The 18,532-nt window shown below is 46.8% G+C and carries 15 protein-coding genes; 8 read left to right on the top strand and 7 right to left on the bottom strand.

Annotated features, from left to right (window positions below):
* The first annotated feature begins 116 nt into the window (after positions 1-116).
* On the top strand, positions 117-599 hold the full coding sequence (locus tag RA156_RS10745) for a hypothetical protein (protein WP_306640059.1): 483 nt from the start codon (positions 117-119) through the stop codon (positions 597-599).
* A gap of 364 nt (positions 600-963) precedes the next feature.
* Here the strand turns inward: RA156_RS10745 and RA156_RS10740 are convergent, their stop codons facing one another.
* The gene (locus tag RA156_RS10740) at positions 964-1,770 is read right to left on the bottom strand and encodes a metal-dependent hydrolase (protein WP_306640058.1); all 807 of its coding nucleotides are present in this window, start codon (positions 1,768-1,770) and stop codon (positions 964-966) included.
* Positions 1,771-1,856: 86 nt separating this feature from the next.
* Here RA156_RS10740 and RA156_RS10735 point away from each other — a divergent pair, with 86 nt between their 5' ends.
* Genes RA156_RS10735 through ligA form a run of 3 tightly spaced genes read left to right on the top strand, consistent with a single transcriptional unit; the run spans position 1,857 to position 6,211 of the window.
* Positions 1,857-3,473, top strand: coding sequence for a class I SAM-dependent methyltransferase (locus tag RA156_RS10735; protein ID WP_306640057.1), 1,617 nt, complete (start codon positions 1,857-1,859; stop codon positions 3,471-3,473).
* A gap of 52 nt (positions 3,474-3,525) precedes the next feature.
* On the top strand, positions 3,526-4,203 hold the full coding sequence (locus RA156_RS10730) for a hypothetical protein (RefSeq protein ID WP_306640056.1): 678 nt from the start codon (positions 3,526-3,528) through the stop codon (positions 4,201-4,203).
* The gene (ligA, locus tag RA156_RS10725) at positions 4,193-6,211 is read left to right on the top strand and encodes an NAD-dependent DNA ligase LigA (RefSeq protein WP_306640055.1); all 2,019 of its coding nucleotides are present in this window, start codon (positions 4,193-4,195) and stop codon (positions 6,209-6,211) included. Before RA156_RS10730 ends, ligA begins: the two co-directional genes overlap by 11 nt.
* Positions 6,212-6,253: 42 nt before the next feature.
* Here the strand turns inward: ligA and RA156_RS10720 are convergent, their stop codons facing one another.
* Positions 6,254-7,153, bottom strand: coding sequence for a hypothetical protein (locus RA156_RS10720; protein WP_306640054.1), 900 nt, complete (start codon positions 7,151-7,153; stop codon positions 6,254-6,256).
* 153 nt (positions 7,154-7,306) lie between these two features.
* Positions 7,307-8,251 (bottom strand): patatin-like phospholipase family protein, encoded by a 945-nt coding sequence (locus RA156_RS10715; RefSeq protein ID WP_306640053.1) that lies wholly within the window; start codon positions 8,249-8,251, stop codon positions 7,307-7,309.
* A 417-nt stretch (positions 8,252-8,668) separates the two neighbouring features.
* On the opposite strand from RA156_RS10715, the gene RA156_RS10710 reads away from it, so the two are divergent.
* The 4 genes from RA156_RS10710 to RA156_RS10695 are packed head-to-tail and all read left to right on the top strand — an operon-like array spanning position 8,669 to position 15,266.
* Positions 8,669-11,716: a SusC/RagA family TonB-linked outer membrane protein gene (locus RA156_RS10710; RefSeq protein WP_306640052.1), complete on the top strand. Its 3,048-nt coding sequence runs from the start codon at positions 8,669-8,671 to the stop codon at positions 11,714-11,716.
* A gap of 5 nt (positions 11,717-11,721) precedes the next feature.
* Positions 11,722-13,071: a SusD/RagB family nutrient-binding outer membrane lipoprotein gene (locus tag RA156_RS10705; protein WP_306640051.1), complete on the top strand. Its 1,350-nt coding sequence runs from the start codon at positions 11,722-11,724 to the stop codon at positions 13,069-13,071.
* Between the two features lie 30 nt (positions 13,072-13,101).
* The gene (locus RA156_RS10700) at positions 13,102-13,980 is read left to right on the top strand and encodes a cyanophycinase (protein ID WP_306640050.1); all 879 of its coding nucleotides are present in this window, start codon (positions 13,102-13,104) and stop codon (positions 13,978-13,980) included.
* Entirely contained in the window at positions 13,977-15,266 is a 1,290-nt protein-coding gene (locus RA156_RS10695; RefSeq protein ID WP_306640048.1) for a T9SS type A sorting domain-containing protein, read from the top strand. The genes RA156_RS10700 and RA156_RS10695 overlap by 4 nt, the downstream gene beginning before the upstream one ends.
* Here RA156_RS10695 and RA156_RS10690 read toward each other — a convergent pair whose 3' ends face one another.
* The 4 genes from RA156_RS10690 to RA156_RS10675 all read right to left on the bottom strand — a co-directional run bounded on the left by RA156_RS10690 (position 15,267) and on the right by RA156_RS10675 (position 18,496).
* Positions 15,267-16,043, bottom strand: coding sequence for a hypothetical protein (locus tag RA156_RS10690; protein ID WP_306640047.1), 777 nt, complete (start codon positions 16,041-16,043; stop codon positions 15,267-15,269).
* A gap of 103 nt (positions 16,044-16,146) precedes the next feature.
* A complete protein-coding gene (locus tag RA156_RS10685) occupies positions 16,147-16,665 on the bottom strand; it encodes a hypothetical protein (RefSeq protein WP_306640046.1) in 519 nt (172 codons plus the stop codon).
* 130 nt (positions 16,666-16,795) lie between these two features.
* The gene (locus RA156_RS10680) at positions 16,796-17,758 is read right to left on the bottom strand and encodes a pirin family protein (protein WP_306640045.1); all 963 of its coding nucleotides are present in this window, start codon (positions 17,756-17,758) and stop codon (positions 16,796-16,798) included.
* Between the two features lie 78 nt (positions 17,759-17,836).
* Positions 17,837-18,496 carry a hypothetical protein gene (locus RA156_RS10675; protein WP_306640043.1) on the bottom strand — a complete coding sequence of 220 codons (660 nt, stop codon included), beginning with the start codon at positions 18,494-18,496 and terminating at the stop codon, positions 17,837-17,839.
* Positions 18,497-18,532 lie beyond the last annotated feature (36 nt).

Below are 18,532 nucleotides of genomic sequence, written 5' to 3'. Positions count from 1 at the left end.
CGTCCACCGACTTAAGCCTTAAGCCATAGGCCATAAGCCTAAAAGATGGTGCAACCTTACCCCAAACATCCCCGTCTTAATTATGCCGTTGTACGGCTTACCGAAAACAACAAACTATGCTCCGTATTGAGAACCCTTGTCCGCTCAAGGCCTTTCATATGAAGAAGGTGGAAGGAGGACATTTCTGCGGTCAATGTCAAAACAAGGTGGTAGACATTCGTCACATGAACGACGAGCAAATCCAACACTTGGTTGAGACTGAAGACCACCTTTGTGTGAGTGCCCATCGCGATCAACTCACTGGTCAACATCTTGTGAAACGCTCCCTTCGCAAACGAATCATTTTCGCTGCCGCCTCGGTCATCGCCATCTTCGGGTTTATGCCTTCCGCGCTAGCGCAAGCAACAGTACCACAAAAACCGGCGAAAGAAACGGTCACTGTAACCAAGAAAAACACGGTAATGAAAGACAAACGCGGAGACGAAGTCTGCGTTCCAGTAATCGACGAAGACCAACCAAAACGCAAATACCGAAGAAGGAGGTTCGGAAAGCGTCAAGTACGCGGTCGATTTCGTACGTTAGGTTGTCCTTCATTTTAGGAGTAAGTCAGAAGCGGAAGTTCTGACGCCGGATGCCGGATGCCGGACGCCTGATATAGCATGATTAGTTCGCCTTCGGCTGGATAGCATGATCAGTCCGCCTAAGGCGGATAAGGTGATTCGGGATAATTCCCAGTTGTAGTTGGTCACAAATCGGATGCCGGACGCCGGACGCCGGATCTAACATGATCTGGGAGGCTTTAGGCTATAGGCTTTAGGCGTTAGTATGTTCACACGTTCAAGGGAATAAATCTGATTAGATATTCGGTTTATTTGTCCACTGTCCACTGTCCACTGTCCACTGTCCACTGTCCACTGTCCACTGTCCACAAACTAACGCCTAAAGCCCAACGCCTAACGCCTCTCAAAAAGGTACCGGCATCGCCTCATCCACCCCTTCCATCCATCGATAAACCGTTGGATGGAGTAGCTCTTTTTGGTAAGATTTCGAGGCATCGTTGTAGCTATCATACCCGCGTAATTCGCCGTCGTTTCCGAAGCTGATCGGACGGTCATTTATTTGATAGGTGAAGAGGATAATCGCTGCGAGTAGAACGAATGGTGTCAACTTACGCGCTTTCAGTCCGAACCACTTTGCTGCAATTAAAATGATACCGTTGAGACCAATGGAAGCTAGTACAATTAAGAAAAGATCGTAGTTATTCCACCACCAGATTTTTCCCCAACCACCGATGTATTCAGGATGCGGCCAGAAGAAGGCGACGCCACCCCAGGTGAGTGGAGGGGTGATCATGTCTTCGATGCAATGGAAGGTCATTCCCAAGGTAAAGGCTACAAAGAAGATGGTGTTCTTCTTCATCCATTCGAGGTAGCTTACTTGCTTTTTACGCACCCCTCGTTTCCAAGCGAAGCGCAGGGATAGAAAGAAAAAAGGAATCAAGAGAGCCCACGTAAATGAATGCAGGGCGCCATGATGTGAGTACCAATGTTTATCGAAATAAATGTCATTCCCGGCTTGAGTTAGGCCGAACCATTTTCCAAAAGTGCCGTCAAAACCAGACCATTTCGAGATCACATCAAGGTCAGGAATAGCTCCTGCGATGGTTCCAACCAAGATAATCCCGGCACGTTGAGCAAGGCTCCCTTTCGAAAAAGAAGCCACCACAACTCCTGCAGCTGTTCCACTAATGGTATGGGTAAGAATGTCCATCGATTCGAAGATCGTTATTCGATTGGTCTTCGCGGAACCTTCCATCAAAATTGTACGTATTTTTCCAGAGACTGAACAAACACCCTATGCTAACTAAAGCTCAGAAGTCGACTTATCGTGGCGAGATTTTTCGTCATCTCGACGGCATCGCGACGGCACCAGTAGCCTATGCGCTACATCAAAAAGGAGTTGATCAATACCTTCTTCAAAGAGGCACAGTTTCTTTATCGGAGGTGGTTGAAGAATTCAACGCCAACGAGGGATACATCAATGCCGCTTTGCGCATTTTGTGTTCGCAAGGCTGGATGGAACAAGAGATTGACAATGCCAGCGATCAAATCAAATACCATGTAAACGCTCATTCGAAAGTCGCTTTCGCACACTTTCATTTGTACGAAGATGTGGTGCATTTGATGAAGATTTCAGAGAATTACCACCATCGGAAATTCTCTCCTGAGGCATTTGCGGTAATGGAGCGAATTTGCAATCGTTACCGCGATCATTATGGTATTGAATTTAGCGCTAACGCGGAAGAGCGAACGATTCAAGAGCAAGTGCTCAAGCATATTGAAGGAGCTTTGATTGGACCAACCATCGTTCATATGGGGATGGGAGGGATGTTCCACAAGTATTTCATGGAGGCGTCATTCCGTGCCGATGAATACCACGAACACCCAGAGAGTTTTTACAAGCTCCTTTCGTTCTTCGGACACCTTGGTTGGTTCACGGAAAAGAATGAGACCTTCCAGTTCACTGACAAGGGATTGTTCTTTGCTCAACGCGCTGCTGCCTATGGCGTGACTGTATCATACATTCCAATGTTTCGAAAGGTAGATGAGATGATCTTCGGAGATCCGGCGAAATTGAGAAATGTAGCTGAAGGAGAAGCAGAGCAACACGTTGACCGTGCTATGAATGTTTGGGGAAGCGGTGGTGCGCACTCTACTTATTTCAAGAAGATTGATGAGGTAGTCATCCAGTTGTTTGATCGTCCGATCGATGAACAGCCTAAGGGAATCCTCGATATGGGGTGTGGAAATGGAGCGTTCATACAGCACTTGTTCGAAGTGATTGAGCAACGAACAGCCAGAGGTAAAATGCTAGACGAGCATCCGCTTTTCTTGGTGGGCGCTGACTACAATGAGGCTGCTTTGAAGATCACTAGAGCCAACTTGATCAAGTCTGATATCTGGGCAAAAGTGGTTTGGGGAGACATTGGTCGACCTGATTTGCTCGCCAATGACCTCAAAGAGAATTACGGTATCGAGCTCAGCTCATTGTTGAACGTGCGTACCTTCCTTGATCACAATCGAATTTGGAGTGATCCTTCTGTCGCTAGCGCGGAACGCGTGAGCGCTTCCACAGGTGCCTTCGCCCATCGCGGACGTCGTATTCCGAACAACATGGTGGAAGACAACTTGAATGAGCACTTCGGAAAGTGGGCGCCCTACGTAGAGCGTTTCGGATTACTCGTCATTGAACTTCACACAGTGAACCCTTCCACGGTAGCGAAAAACATTGGAAGAACGCCAGCAACGGCATACGATGCAACGCACGCATTCTCTGACCAATACATCGTAGAACCAGAAGTGTTTTTGAAGATCGCCGAAGAAAGTGGCTTGCACGCTGACCCTCAATTCAGCTCAAGGTATCCGAATAATGAATTGGCCACCGTAACGGTCAATTTGCTCAAGGGAAAATAAACCTGGCAAAGTGTTTGGGTGTCAGTAGCATGCGAAGTACTATCTTCGCGCCGTGAAAATGATAAGGGTACTGATACTAGGATTAACGATGCTTCCGCTACTTGCCACAGGGCAGGTAGATAAGGAAGTGTGGTTGATTAATGGACCAAAATACCTGGGGGAAGGATTCAAAACGTATAAGCTTGATTTCGTCTTTGACGGACGAAACTCCTTCGTAGATGGCAGTTCTGTGCCGGTCGGGGGATTCCGAATTGGGATTGAGCATGAGCGTGTCAATCGCATCGGTATCGGATTCTACGGTTTCTCGAACGACGTAGAGCGAGTTGATTTTGTAACTCCTGAAGATAGCCTTGTTGGCAGAGCCAATCTAGATTTCAGCTACGCTAGTCTTTATTTTGAACGCGTCTTATTCTTCAATCCTAAATGGGAATGGTCTGGTACCGTTCATGTTGGAACCGGACGAGTGAATATTCTCGGACAGAATGCTGAAGAGAAGTTCACCTTGGTAGAAGAAGTTCCTGTGAACCCTCTTGAATTCTCCTCTTCTGGTTATCACCACATGTCTTGGTGGCTTTCAGTAGGAGCAGGCGTGGGGTATCGATTTATGCTAAATACTCCACAAGAAATTCGTGCGACTTACGAGTCAGTAGTTTACCTTGCAAAGGTCAAGATCCGAATCGGAAAGGCGATTCGGGCGATCGGAAACAAGGATGTCAAAAATGAATACTGAGCAGGCCCGCGCACGCATTGATCAACTCACAGAAGAGCTAAGAGAGCACAACCATAAGTACTATGTGCTCAACACCCCAAGTATTTCCGACTACGACTTTGATATGCTGCTCAAAGAGCTCGAACAGCTTGAGTCAGCGCATCCTGAATTAGCTCACGAAAACTCTCCAACGAAACGAGTTGGAGGAGACATCACAGAAAAATTTGAGAAGTACACGCACCGTTACCCGATGCTCTCGCTCTCAAATTCATACAGCAAGGAAGAGATTTCGGAATGGGCTGCACGCCTTGAGAAGACCATTGAAAATGAGGAAGTGGAGTTCGTTATGGAACTCAAGTACGATGGTGTAGCGATTTCATTGACTTATGAAAATGGTGAGCTCGTTCGTGCGGTGACACGAGGTGATGGTGAGACGGGAGAAGTAGTGACTGCAAACGTTCGAACGATTCGAAGCATTCCATTGAAATTGAAAGGAGACGCTTGGCCATCTTCTTTTGTGATTCGCGGCGAGATCTTCTTCCCCTTGGAGAAGTTTGAAGCGCTGAATAAACAGCGTGAAGCTGACGGATTGGAGCTCTATGCCAATCCGCGAAATACCGCTTCTGGAACACTAAAGAACCAAGACTCTAAATTGGTGGCAGAGCGTCAATTGGATTGTTTGCTGTATTCGATTTATGCACCGGAGCAACTCGTGACCAATCACTACGATGGATTGACACATGCCTCAGAATGGGGTTTCAAAGTTCCGCCAGCGGCGAAGAAATACATCGGGAAAGCGAACTCAGTAGATGGCATCATGGAGTTCATTTCATACTGGGATGAGCACCGTCATCAGCTGCCTTTCGAAATTGATGGGATTGTCATCAAGGTGAACCAATACGACCAACAAGAGCGTCTTGGGATGACTGCGAAGTCGCCACGTTGGGCCATCGCTTATAAATTCAAGGCCGAAGCGGCATTAACGCGCTTAAATGAAATTACCTACCAAGTAGGGCGAACTGGAGCAATCACTCCGGTAGCGAATCTTGAACCTGTGCTTCTGGCAGGAACCACCGTGAAACGAGCTTCACTTCATAACGCTGACCAAATTAAAAAGCTCGATATCCGAGAGGGAGACTACGTATACGTGGAGAAAGGAGGGGAGATCATTCCGAAGGTCACAGGCGTGGAGCTATCGAAACGTCCTGCTGATTCAAAGCCGCATGTTTACATCACCCATTGTCCTGAATGTGGTACTGAGTTGATCCGCAAGGAAGGAGAGGCTCAGCATTACTGTCCGAATGAAACGGGCTGTCCACCACAGATCAAAGGGCGCATGGAACACTTCATCTCTCGCAAGGCGATGAATATCGATGGACTCGGACCAGAGACCATCGACCAACTATGGGAAGCCGGCCTACTGAAGAATGCAGCTTCACTCTATCAGCTCAAAGCAGAAGATGTTCTTCCCCTCGAGCGCATGGGAGAGCGATCAGTAGAAAAGCTTCTTGAAGGATTGACCGCTTCGAAAGAACGTCCGTTTGCTAAGGTACTTTTCGCATTAGGTATTCGATACGTTGGAGAGACGGTGGCAAAGAAACTGACGAAAGAATTCAAGACCATCGATGCGCTCCAAGCTGCATCATTGGAGGAATTGGTTGCCGTAGATGAGATCGGCGACCGCATTGCGGAAAGTGTTATTGAATACTTCGCAGAAGAAAAAAACCAAGAAATTGTTGCTTTACTACGAGAAGCCGGATTGCAATTCGAAGCTGAAGAAAGTGAAGGTCCAACAAGCGCATTGTTGGAAGGAAAGAGCTTCGTAGTCTCAGGCGTTTTTACTCAGTATTCACGCAATGAGATTAAGGCAGCCATTGAGGCAAATGGCGGGAAGAACGTAGGTTCTATCTCTAAGAAGACAGATTACGTATTGGCTGGTGACAAGATGGGACCCAGTAAGCTGAAGAAAGCCGAAGACTTGGGGATTCCTATTATTTCAGAGCAAGACTTCATCGATATGATCAATTAAAAAAGGGACGCCGTAAAGCGTCCCTTTTCATTTAAACGGGTACTAGAATTGCCGTGCATAACCAATGAATGGCAATGCCGGAAGATCTCCATCAAACTCGCTGCTGACAATAGCTCCAATGTCAAAAGAGTTTCTTTTGCTCATGATTCGTATCCCCTGAATACCGAAATAGATAGGTTCGGGTACATCTTCCCAGTCGCCAGTGCCATCTGCGTTGATTACACGTTCTCGGCTGTTTATGGTCAACATATAGTTTTCAGAGACTAGGGAGATAGAATTGGAAACTCTGTGAATTCCTGAGAGCGCAAAGACTGGGTAGTCAGCGAAGGTGTCTTGGGTAAACGGCATGCCGACACTGAGGGTCACACTCGATTCGTCGTTTCCATAAGTGAAGCTCGAATAACCGATGCCTACAAAGTAATTCTCTGGCACTCGAATTAACATGACTCCGGCAGCTACGTGGAAGTCTTTTGCTACCTGGGTTCCAATTTTCGGTGTGAAGAAAAGGATCGGGTTTCCTAATACAGTAGATATAAATTCAAACCCGCCTCCGAGAGATAAATGATCGGTCACACCTACATTGACGAAGTTCCCGGAAACCATAATGTTCTGATAGTAGCCTTGACCTTTACGCAGCGTTTGCGCACTTGGAGAAAAGAAGTAACGTGTGGCATTGGGCGTCCGGAAGGAATACTTGAAACCCATGGGCAAGTGCGAAATACTCTTGATGTTACTCTTCACCAAATAGAGGTCTCCGTTCTCTGAGCGAATGATGAGTTGGGTATCTGTCTCTTCGACTTTTTTTCCTGTAAACACTTCACCGTTGTTCATTCGAACTTCGATAATGGGAATAGAGTCAGAAGGAGATTCTTGAGCTTGAATTTTGGTGTTGCATAGAATCATGCATAACCCAAGCAGGGATAGAAAAATTGCTTTTTTCATCGCGTGTAGTTTTATGTTCGAACTACCACAGGCAAACGCGGCAGTCATTTAATGTTAGAACCAAACATAGGGTAAAATCTGAATGCATACCAAACTTTTGGATGCAAAATTTGCCAATTGATTCCCAGGAGATTACGTTGAATTGGCTTAGTGTTAAACGAACAATTCACGCGACCAAACGGCCTCTGCAGCAGCGATCCCCCCTTGATAAAGTGCCTTCAATCTGGCTTGATCGATATCGTATACTCCTTGTGTAATTCTCGGCAAAAAGACCGTCCCGTGATCTTTGATTCCCTTGTTTTCCATCACCTGTTGCTCGATGAGCTCGTCGTTCTTAGAAATCTCATTATTGGTGATAACGACATAGCGTTCAAGAATGGTTAAGAGGTTCGAAGGTTGGAAGCTAGTGTGGTCGATAAAGTCATGCGGATCATCCGGACGACTATAGATCGTAGCTGATTCTTTGATGTCGTACTTATTACTCGACAACACCTTCGCACTCGGACTATGATCACGAACGCCTCCGTCGAAGAGTAAGAGTTGGTCGTTCTTGCTTCCTTCTCCTTCAAAGTCTTTGATTGGTCCTTTGAGTAAAACACCCGGAGTAAAGATGGGTAGGCTGGCAGAGGCATTCACCATCTTCAGCATTTGATCATAGGTGAGCTCTTTGAGGTTGAAGTAGAATCGTTTGCCAGTGTAGAAATCAACCGTTCCTACGATGCAAATTGGGAGCTTATCGTTCGTCTTGTACGCTTCAAATTCTTCAAAGGTGATGACTGTACTTAAGGTCTTTTCTAGGTTCTTTTGGACACCAAGGTAGTATCGTCCGTTTAAGATTTTACTGAAGGCATTCCAGAGCCTGATTTTACCATTTTTAGAAACAGGTGATTCACTGAAGAAAGAGTCAAACTCGAGGTTTAGCACGAGCTGTTTGATCTCATCGTACTTCCCCAAAGCCATGGGAAGGGAAAGGATGGCACCGGCAGAAATTCCAGAGATGATGTCTGGTTGATATTGGCGGTCGCGCATGACGTATTCCGCTGCTCCGAAGAGGCCAGAGATCTTGGTTCCTCCTCCTGAAATTCCTAGGTGTTTCATAGCCGTTTGATGTCTGCTCAAACTTAGGGATTAACACATAGAATCACCGTATCAGTTTCGTTGAAGGTGAAAATCTCAGGGCCCACCCCCACCTGAGCACCAACAACTGCCTCAAGTTCTCAAGGATTTTTTTGAAAGGCAATAAATCAAGGACTGACTTTGTGTGTGTAGGTCAATTTTCCATGGATGACTACATACCTCTTATTTCTTGGGTTCAGTTTGAAAAGGACAAACCGATTTTGCGTTACCACTTGCGCGCTAAACTTCGAACTCGTAATATTGATGTATGCAGTTGACAATCACTCCATGTAAACCTGCGCATCTGATCGGCCTCCAACCGATCTTCGATTGCTGAGATCTAATTCGATTCCGCCGCTAGGCGAAATGAAATGAATTGATTCAGAAATCCCTTTTCAAATGAAATCCTTACATACTTTCTTCCTTATGGGAGCGTTGTTGCTGGCCGGGTCGTATTCCGCGTTAGCGCAACAAACCATTTCGGGTAAAGTGACTGATAGTGAGACCGATGAAGGACTACTAGCAGTAACGGTGGTGATCAAAGGCGAAAACAAAGGTGCCTTCACTGACCTGGATGGAAGCTATCAAATCGAAGTGACCGATGAGCAGTTTAAGAGCGGTAAGCTCGTCTTCTCGTTCATTGGTTATGCTTCTAAAGAAGTCGCTATCGCGGAATCGAACACGATTAACGTGGCCTTGGCTCCTGAACAACTCCTCCTCGAAGAGGCAGTGGTGACAGCGATTGGTATTAAAAAAGACAAGCGTAAAGTCGGTTATGCAGTGACCGAAGTAAAAGAAGAAGAACTTCAACGCTCTGGCGAGATCAATGTGATGAACTCACTCAACTCGAAAGTAGCCGGGGTAAGCGTCACCTCTTCTTCAGGTTCACCAGGTGCCAGCACCACAGTGCGAATTCGTGGTAACAAATCAATCTCAGGTAGCAATGCACCGTTATACGTCATTGATGGCGTTCCGGTAGATGATAGCTACCGCGGTTCGAACTTCACTGACCAATCAAACCGTGCGATTGATATTAACCCAGATGATATCGAGAGCATCACCGTGTTGAAAGGTGGACCAGCATCGGCACTTTACGGGGTGAGAGCCGGGAATGGAGCAGTGATCATCACCACCAAAAGTGGGGGAGAAGAGACCAAGATTAACTTCAAATCGACGGTGATCTTTGATCAGGTGAATAAGCTGCCTGAAGCGCAATTGGCGTTCGGACAAGGGGAATTCGATGAATTCGTGGAAGGCACTCGGTTCTCATGGGGACCAGCCATCTCGGGTGAATCTTTCGAGCATGCACCGAACTTCTTCCAAACAGGAATCACAGCCAATAACTACCTCAGTTTTGAAGGAGGAAATAAGCGCTCGAGCTTCCTTGTTTCCATTGGAAATAGCCAGCAACGTGGTATCATTCCGAATACGCGCTACGAACGAACGAACCTGCGATTAACAGGTAAAACGAACTGGAAGGAAAAGCTATTCGTCCAGACCAATATCAACTACATCCGTTCTGGTTCTGATCGCGGTCAACGCGGTTCAAACCTCAGTGGGGTGATGCTTGGTTTGATGCGTGCCCCGGCCGATTTCGATATGACAAACGGTTTTGAAGACCCAGTAGATGAGCCTTTGGCCTATTCGAATCCAGATGGAACCCAGCGCACTTACCATAGCGTTTATGACAATCCGTATTGGAGTGTCAACAAGAACGCCAACCGGGAAGATGTTGAACGTGTCATCGCTAGCTTTGAATCTCGTCTTGAACTGACAGAGAACCTGAGCATTGTCAATCGTATCAGTACAGATTTCTACGATCAACGAGTAAAAGCATATTGGGATGCGCGCTCGGCAGAGTACCGTGACCTAGGCGGACGTATCTACAATGCTTCCACCGTGCAGCGGAACTTGAATAATGACTTTTTCATCCTGTACTCAAAGTACTTTGGGGAAGATTGGGAGTTCTCGGCTACTGCAGGACATAACTACTTCAACTACGAGACTACAGACGTAGAGCTTGATGGAGTTGGATTCATCATTCCCGATTTCTACGACATCTCAAACGTCGATATCATTAACGTGATTGCCGATGATTTCTTGAGTCGTCAGCGTGGAGTGGGTGCTTATGTTGACGCGAATGTTGGTTACAAAGGTTTCCTTTTCTTAGGCCTTACCGGCCGGAACGATTGGCTCTCCAATCTTCCAGCTGACAACAACAGTTTCTTCTATCCGTCGGTGAACCTTGGGTTCATCTTTACGGATGCCTTTGATATTGATTCGAAAGCGTTCAGCTACGGAAAACTCAGAGCAAGCTATGCGAGTGTTGGAAATGGGGCTCCAAGTCCTTACCTCACCTCGAATTTCTTCGAAGCGGCTGCTCCCGTACAAGGAAACTTGGCCTATGAACCAAACAGTGTTATCGGAAACCCAGATTTACGTCCGGAAACAACGGAAACCATTGAGTTTGGAACAGACCTTCGCTTCTACGAGAATCGTCTCGGACTGGATGTGACTTGGTACCGAAGCGAGACTACTGATCCGATCATCATTAGCTTCATTCCTTCAAGTTCAGGCTACACAACGGCAGTGTTGAACGGAACAGGGCCTATTCGAAATACAGGTCTAGAACTCCTATTAAATGCATCGGTAGTTGAGGCGAAAACAGCGAATCAGTTGGATTGGCAAACGAGCATTAACTTCAACAGACTACGAAATGAAGTAGTGTCGATCATTGATGGATTGGATGAGCTTCCGCTTCCGAGCTTTGGTTTGGCGAGTACACAGTCTACAGTGGTCTCAGGACAACCATATGGAGTTCTCATGGGCACAGCCTGGGCAAGGGATGCCAATGGCAACGTCTTGATCAATGATGAAGGATACCCAATTGTTGACAGTGAGCGCCAGATCATTGGAGATCCTAACCCTGACTTCACAGCGGGTTGGAGAAACACATTGGGATGGCGACAGTGGTCGCTCAGCTTCCTTTTCGACATCCGCGTAGGAGGCGATATGTATAATGGAACGGCCAACGTGATGCGTTTCCACGGAACCCACATAGACACAGAGAATCGCGGTGAGGAAGTGGTGATCGAAGGTGTGAATGTGAATACTGGAGAGGCGAATGCTATCGCTGTTCCTCTTGATCAGTCTTACTACACCCGCTACGGTTTGGTGGGAGTAAGTGAAGAAGGAATCGAAGAAGTGAACTGGCTTCGTCTTCGTGACTTAGGAATCACTTGGACCATGCCTCAAGAGATGAGTGAACGACTGAAGATCAAAGGTGCTTCCGTTGGCATTATCACTCGAAACTTATTCTTGATCACGAACTACAGTGGTATCGACCCAGAGACATCGCTTTCTGGAGCGGCAAACAGCTTCGGTCGTGATTATTTCAATTCACCGAACACACGTAGTTACGGAGTTCAACTCTCACTTACATTCTAAAAGCCATGAAGAATTTAATCTACCTATTCACAGTGATGATGGTCTTCTCAGCGTGTAAGTTGGAGGAGATCAATGAGAACCCTAACGTGCCTGATGATGTGCCGTTGGAGACACTATTACCCTCAGCACAATTCAACTTGGCTGAGGCTTTGGGAGGAAGAGCGTTCCGCTATACCAACATCTTTTCTCAGCACCTCGAAGGGGTGAATAATCAGGAACTCAATACCGAGAATTACAATCCAGACGAGCTCTTCGTTGGGTATTTGTGGGATGACTTTTACGCTGGCTCAATGATCAACCTTCGGATTATGATCGATAAGGCCAATGAACAAAGTGCACCACATTATGCCGGTGTTGGAAAGGTCTTGATGGCCGCAAACATTGGAGTCGTCACTGATATTTGGGGAGATGCCCCTTTCAGTGAAGCCCTTGACGCGAACAACGTCCAGCCAATCTATGACTCACAAGCGTTCGTCTACGAACAGATTGATCAATTACTGGATGAAGCCATTGAAGATTTGCAGGCTTCTGAAAGCGTATTCTCTCCGGCGAATGATGATATCATGTACCAAGGGAATCTTTCGCGTTGGATTCAATCTGCATATGCTTTGAAAGCGCGCTATCTGTTACATCAAAGCAATGTGGATCCAGCGAAGGTGAATGAGGCTTTGTTGGCAGCTCAAAACGGTTTCAATTCTAGTTTCGAAGACCTTCAATACGGTTACCTCGGAACGGATGTCGATGCGAACCCAATCTTCCAGTACTATGAGATTACACCGAATGCGGTGATCGACATTGAGTTCATCGGAATCATGGGTATTCAAGACCCGCGTTTCGATTTCTTCATTGACATCATCCCATTTACTGGAGGTGAGAGTAAAGTGGGAGAGGCCTTGGCGTCACCAGACTCGCCGGTGAAGATCGTATCTTACATTGAACAGAAGTTCATTGAGGCAGAGTGCTTGCTTCGTGACAACCAATCCGGTTCCGCGCTAGCGAGTATGCAAGACGCCATCAGAGCATCTGTTGAAGACAACACCTTCGGCACCTTGACGCAAGAAGAGATTGATGAATTTGTCAATGAATTCAGCTTTTCCGGAGACTTTGAAAGTGATTTGGAGTTACTCATTGAGCAGAAGTACATTGCCCTCTTCACGCAAACTGAACCGTGGGTTGATTACCGCAGAACGGGGTATCCGCAACTTGATCCGAATGAGAATGGAGTGAGTGCGTCGAACCCGAGTGGTGAGATTCCATTGCGTTTGATCTACCCGCAGAATGAACGATTGTTGAACCCGAATGTCCCAAGTCCGATTCCAAATATGCAGGAGCCGGTATGGTGGGATGTTGATTAAGCGCTGGGCTTCAGGCTATAGGCTTTAGTTATGAAACAGTTATTAGTGTGTTTTTCGCTCTTTTTTCTTTTCGCTTGCGCGGAATCGGAACCGCCTACGGTGATGAGTGATGAAGTGAAGGATGATCATGCATTTTCGATCGAAAGCCTTCAACTCGTTGATCCGGAAGCGAAGGGGAGTCTTTTTATCATTGGTGGAGGAAAACGACCTCCGTCTTTGGTGCAAGAGATGATTGACTTGATGCCGTCAAAAGACAGTTTGATTGTCATTATCCCTTCTGCGAGTAGTGAACCCGATACTTCGGCATTCTACGCAACCAAGCAATTTACTGAGCTTGGGTGTACACAGGTGGAAAGCTTCTTCTTTGGATTGGAGCAGAGTGAAGGTCTCAAAAGCGGACTCCCTCATGCTTCCTTGATCTACATCTGTGGAGGCGATCAAAATCGGTTCATGGAAGTTGTGAAAAAGAGGGGACTGAAAGAAGACCTCCACCAGGCTTTCAAGAACGGCTGTGTCATTGCGGGTACGAGCGCTGGTGCAGCGGTGATGAGCGAAGTCATGATCACAGGCGATCAGCAACTCGAGCCTGAATATGAGTCCACTTACCGACGTTTGAAGGCGAATAATGGAATCTATTCAGAAGGTCTCGGCCTTCTTCAGCATGCGATCATCGATCAACACTTCGTTGAACGCAGCAGATATAATCGTGCACTGACCGCGATGCACGATCACCCAAATACGCCTGTGTTTGGAATAGGGGAGTCTACGGCCCTAGTGGTATCAAATAATGGATTTAGCGTGGCCGGCGCAGGACAAGTGGTGTTATTTTCACCCGGAGAAAGCTCGGCTAACGAAAACGGACTTCTCGAAATGTCAGAAGTCGAAATAACGGTGATGACCGCAAAATGATGAATACGAAATCACTTTTCACATGGATGTTTGCGTTGCTTCTTTCAGGAGCACTGCAGGCACAATCATACGAGAGCTTCTTCACAGGAGATGAAGCAGATTTAGATGTTGAACCAAGCTTCGGTGTCGTACTAATGGGCGGTGCAGGAGAGAACGACGAGGCCATGAAATGGTTCCTTGAGCAGGCCAATGGTGGAGACGTCGTAGTTCTCCGCGCGAGCGGTTCAGATGGATACAACGACTACTTTTTCTCTGACCTTGGTGTAACGATTAACTCAGTAGAGACCATCCTTTTTAATGACGCCTCTGCAGCTGAGGATCCATACGTTATCGAGCAAGTCCAAAATGCCGAGGCGATCTGGATGGCTGGAGGTAATCAGTGGGATTACATCTCCTACTGGCGCGGAACAGCCATCGAAGACGCTATCAACAACTTGCTCAACGTTCGCGGAGGAGTTGTAGGAGGAATCTCAGCAGGAATGGCTGTTATGGGTGATGCATACTTCTCTGCAGAAAATGGCACAGTATACAGCGATGAAGCCTTGGAGGACCCATACAATCAATACATGACCATTGGATTCAACGATTTCATCGAGGCTCCGTTCATGGAAAACACGATTACCGATACTCACTATGATGATCCAGATCGCGCTGGTCGTCACACGACATTCTTAGCGCGTATGTACCAAGATTACGGTGTGTACCCGAAAGGAATCGCTTGTGATGAATATGCCGCAGTCTGCATCGATGATGCAGGGATTGCTTGGTGCTATGGTGAAGCCCCTGAGTACGACGATTACGTGTATTTCCTTCGTCCGAATTGTGATGGTCCTATCGGTCCAGAGGTTTGTGAAGCAGGCCAACCATTGACATGGAATGACAACAATGAAGCCGTGAAGGTCTACCGCATCAATGCGACATTAGACGGTGATCAATACATGAACTTGAATAACTGGACAGACTTCTCTGGAGGAGAATGGTTCAATGGTTGGGCTGAAGCAGGCGTCTTAGGCGGAGCTGCAAGTGATGCTCCAGATTGTGCTGTGAGTATTACTGAGTCTGATCTCGCTAACGCGGAATTCGCTATTTGGCCGAATCCAAGTGCTGGCGTACTGCATATTGAATCTCCAATCGGAACACAGATTTCCATTTTCCACGCTAGTGGTAAAGTGATTCAACAGGTGCAAACGATGAGCCCAATTCAACAATTGGATCTATCAGATTTGGCAAGTGGAGTTTACCTCATTCAATCAAGAACTCAGGTGACGCGTGTAGTGATTGAATAATCACTTAAAGCCAGTCGTAAAGAGATTATGGGCGCCTTTCAGGCTACACTTCTGATACTTCTGATAGGTAATCGCAGCGCGCTCATCAATCTGCTTTCCTGACTCTCCAAGAAGCCAACCGTCAATGGCTGACTTTAAGGTATAAGCCTCTGGAGCCATCAAATGGGTCGTCCACAGCAATGGATTGGCGCCTGTTTGTTCGATTTCCGGCGAAAAGTAATCGCGACTGTAGCAAGCCAAAATAATCACATCGATCCCGTTACTGACGGGGTCGATGTATTCTAGGTCTACATTGAATTCCATCAAACCATCGTGTCCGATATACGACACTAAATCTGAGCTACCACCGAAACTCAATGAGCTCCCATTGAAGGTAACCGTCTCTGTATTCTGCGTATTTGAAGCGAGCAAGAAGTCTTCCACACAGTCTTTGATACGTTCTCCATCGTAAGCATCGGCCAACAGATAGACATCCTGGGTAGCATGCTTGAATAGCACCCGTTCCAGAATGTATGGGTTGTCACTTTCTGGCGAGCTCACCAGTTCCCAATCATCCGTCTTCAACTTGAAAAAAGACTTCACGCCATACCCGGCTCCCCAATACAAATTCAACCGAGGATCTTTCCCATTCCCAATTTTCTCCGGCACCGGCACGATCCCTTGATGCACGTTATCGCACAAAGCCACAAAAACATGAATCGTCTTCGTTTCCGCGCTAGCGAATACACAAACAAAACAAAGGGAGAAAAGGAGGGTGAGGGATCGGAGGCTTAGCATTTTGTGTTGTTTGAATCAATAATCTATAAACTATAATCTAGAACTGATATTATATCCCAGTCACATTTAGCCATTACCATGGTTATCGTTTATCGATTTCCGTTCACAAGTCAAGTACTTCCCTGACAAACCCCTTCAACACTTCCACCTGATCATGCCCCAACTTCTCTCCTTGCTTTCCAGCGCGGTAGGCAGTTAGGTTGATGATCATAGCAATAGGTAACGCCCAAATGAGGTGAGAGAATTCGCCCAACATCCATTTCGAGAAACCCCAAGAGGCAATGAAGAATCCGGCCACGCCGATGGTGAAGTAGAAGAAAGTAAACATGGTCCACACAGAAGGGCGAGGACCGATCAAGCCTTTGATGACGGTTTTAGAAGGGTCATCTTCATCCGCTTCCACACGCATGCTTAGCTGAGGCGACCAATAATGGCGGTCGTTCACAGGAATGTCTAGAATGAGGTGATGGTCAATCAAATGCCCAGTAAGCTCATCAGCCGACTTCTCCTTGATCCGCTTCAAACGTTCCAATACCTCCACCTCAGAAAAAGGCACAGTAAACTCAAATCGCGGACGAATATGTGTAAACGAAGTATCGATGGGAATGGACTTTCCCGTCAAATTAAGGTTTTCGGTGGTTGGAGGGGGCCATGGGGGAGGTGATAAATATCATGTGTTCCACGGCGTATGGCGTATGGCTTAAGGCTTAAGTCTCAAAACTGTGTAGTGGCTTAAGCCATAGGCCTTAGGCCTAGCGATTTACCGCATCCGGATCTCCCATCTTCCCTGACCTATAGTCAGCGATGCAACGACGAATTTGATCTTCGTTGTTCATCACGAATGGACCGTATGAGTAGACCGGTTCGTTCAATGGCTGACCGCCTAATACAAGGAACTCAGCACCTTGTTGGCTGTAGAGTTGGATGATGGAATCACCGCGCTCGTATAAGGCCACTTGGTTCTTTTTGAGCTGACGAGCTTCTTCGACCTCTAAGGTGCCTTTGATGGAGTAGACAAAGGCGTTGTGAGTTGGATCTGTTGGGATGTCGATTCTGCCGTCTGGCTTGAGTTTGATGTGGTAATAGAATGCTGGACTCTGAGTGGCGATACCCGACTTTGCTCCGTAAAGTTCACCAAGAACCACGCGTGCGTTGTATTGATCGTTGTTGATCATATCCATATCCGCATAGCGGAATACCGTAGTGGAAGGGTCATCAAACTTATACATGGCTGGGGTGTTTAGCCAGATTTGGAATCCGTGGTAATCACCTCCTTTTTCGTAGAGTTCTTGTCCAGACTCTTCCATATGGATGGCTCCTTTTCCGGAACTGAACATCATAAAGTCACCCTTTCCGATTTGGAAATCGTAATTCAGACTGTCTTTATGATGTCCTGTTCCTTCAAGGAAATATGTGGTTGGAGTCACTCCTGCGTGAGGGTGGGCATCCACACGTAATGGGTCTGCTCCAGGGTTGACATGCACCGGGCCAAATTCATCAAAGAGAACGTAAGGCGAAACATAGTCTTGCTGATTTCCAGCAAAGGCACGAAGCACTGGTAACGTTCCAACGTTGACGCGATCAGCACTTAAGATTCGATGGATACGTCGTTGTGATGTTCCGTGAAACATACCGCTGGCACCGACAATAGCTGGTGTACCGATAGCGGTTAGTCCTAAGATCGCTGATCCTTTAATGAATTCTCGTCGTTGCATAACTCGCGTTTTACCTTTCCTAAAGATACAACCCGAAGACCGGAGAAAAGTTAATCTGGTTTAAGACTGTTGTTCGCCCTAGTATCCTATATGATAATCTAACAAGCGCTTTTCATAGTGAACCTCGGTGTTCCCAGCAAAGAACCACGTATCGCGGATTTGTCCGATCCCTTGGGCATAATACCGAGATGTATACCTTGGATTGTCTGGTCCTTCAGGTTCATTCAGAATGGTGAAGGTGCCTACCAATTCGATTCCCGCGAAGGTGCCTCCAGGAACCGTGATTTCTGGAATCTCATTGCTCATCATGTAGGTAGCAGTCGCGAATATTTCTTCCCCTGAAGGGTATTCAACGGTGTTCAGCGTATCGGTGAAGTTGCAACACGACATAATGATGTTGCCTTGTTCATCGAGTAACTCTCCGTTCTCTTCACGGAGAATCCAAATGATGCCCCATTCATTGTCTTGGAATGGCCAGCTGGTTCCTTCGAACACAGTGTATTCCAATCCGTTGATCAGGGTGTCTCCAGCTACCACGATACTATCAACTGCAGATTCGATCGTCTCAGTACCGTCGCTTTCAACGCGAACGTTTTGATAGGTCCAATAGCTTCCTTCGGAAAAGGATTGATAGACCGGAGCTGTATTTACAATAGGGTCACAGACGATTTCTTCGTCTTTTTTACAAGAATAGAGGGCGAGTAGGACAGAGAGTGAGAAAAAAATGAGTGATCTCATGTTTGTTTTTGTTTGGTTAACATGTAGAATCACGTG

The sequence above is a fragment of the Sanyastnella coralliicola genome (assembly GCF_030845195.1).
Classification (GTDB): Bacteria; Bacteroidota; Bacteroidia; order Flavobacteriales_D; family Sanyastnellaceae; genus Sanyastnella; species Sanyastnella coralliicola.
Note: the sequence above shows the minus strand (reverse complement) of the source record. Positions and strands in the feature narration are given on the sequence as shown.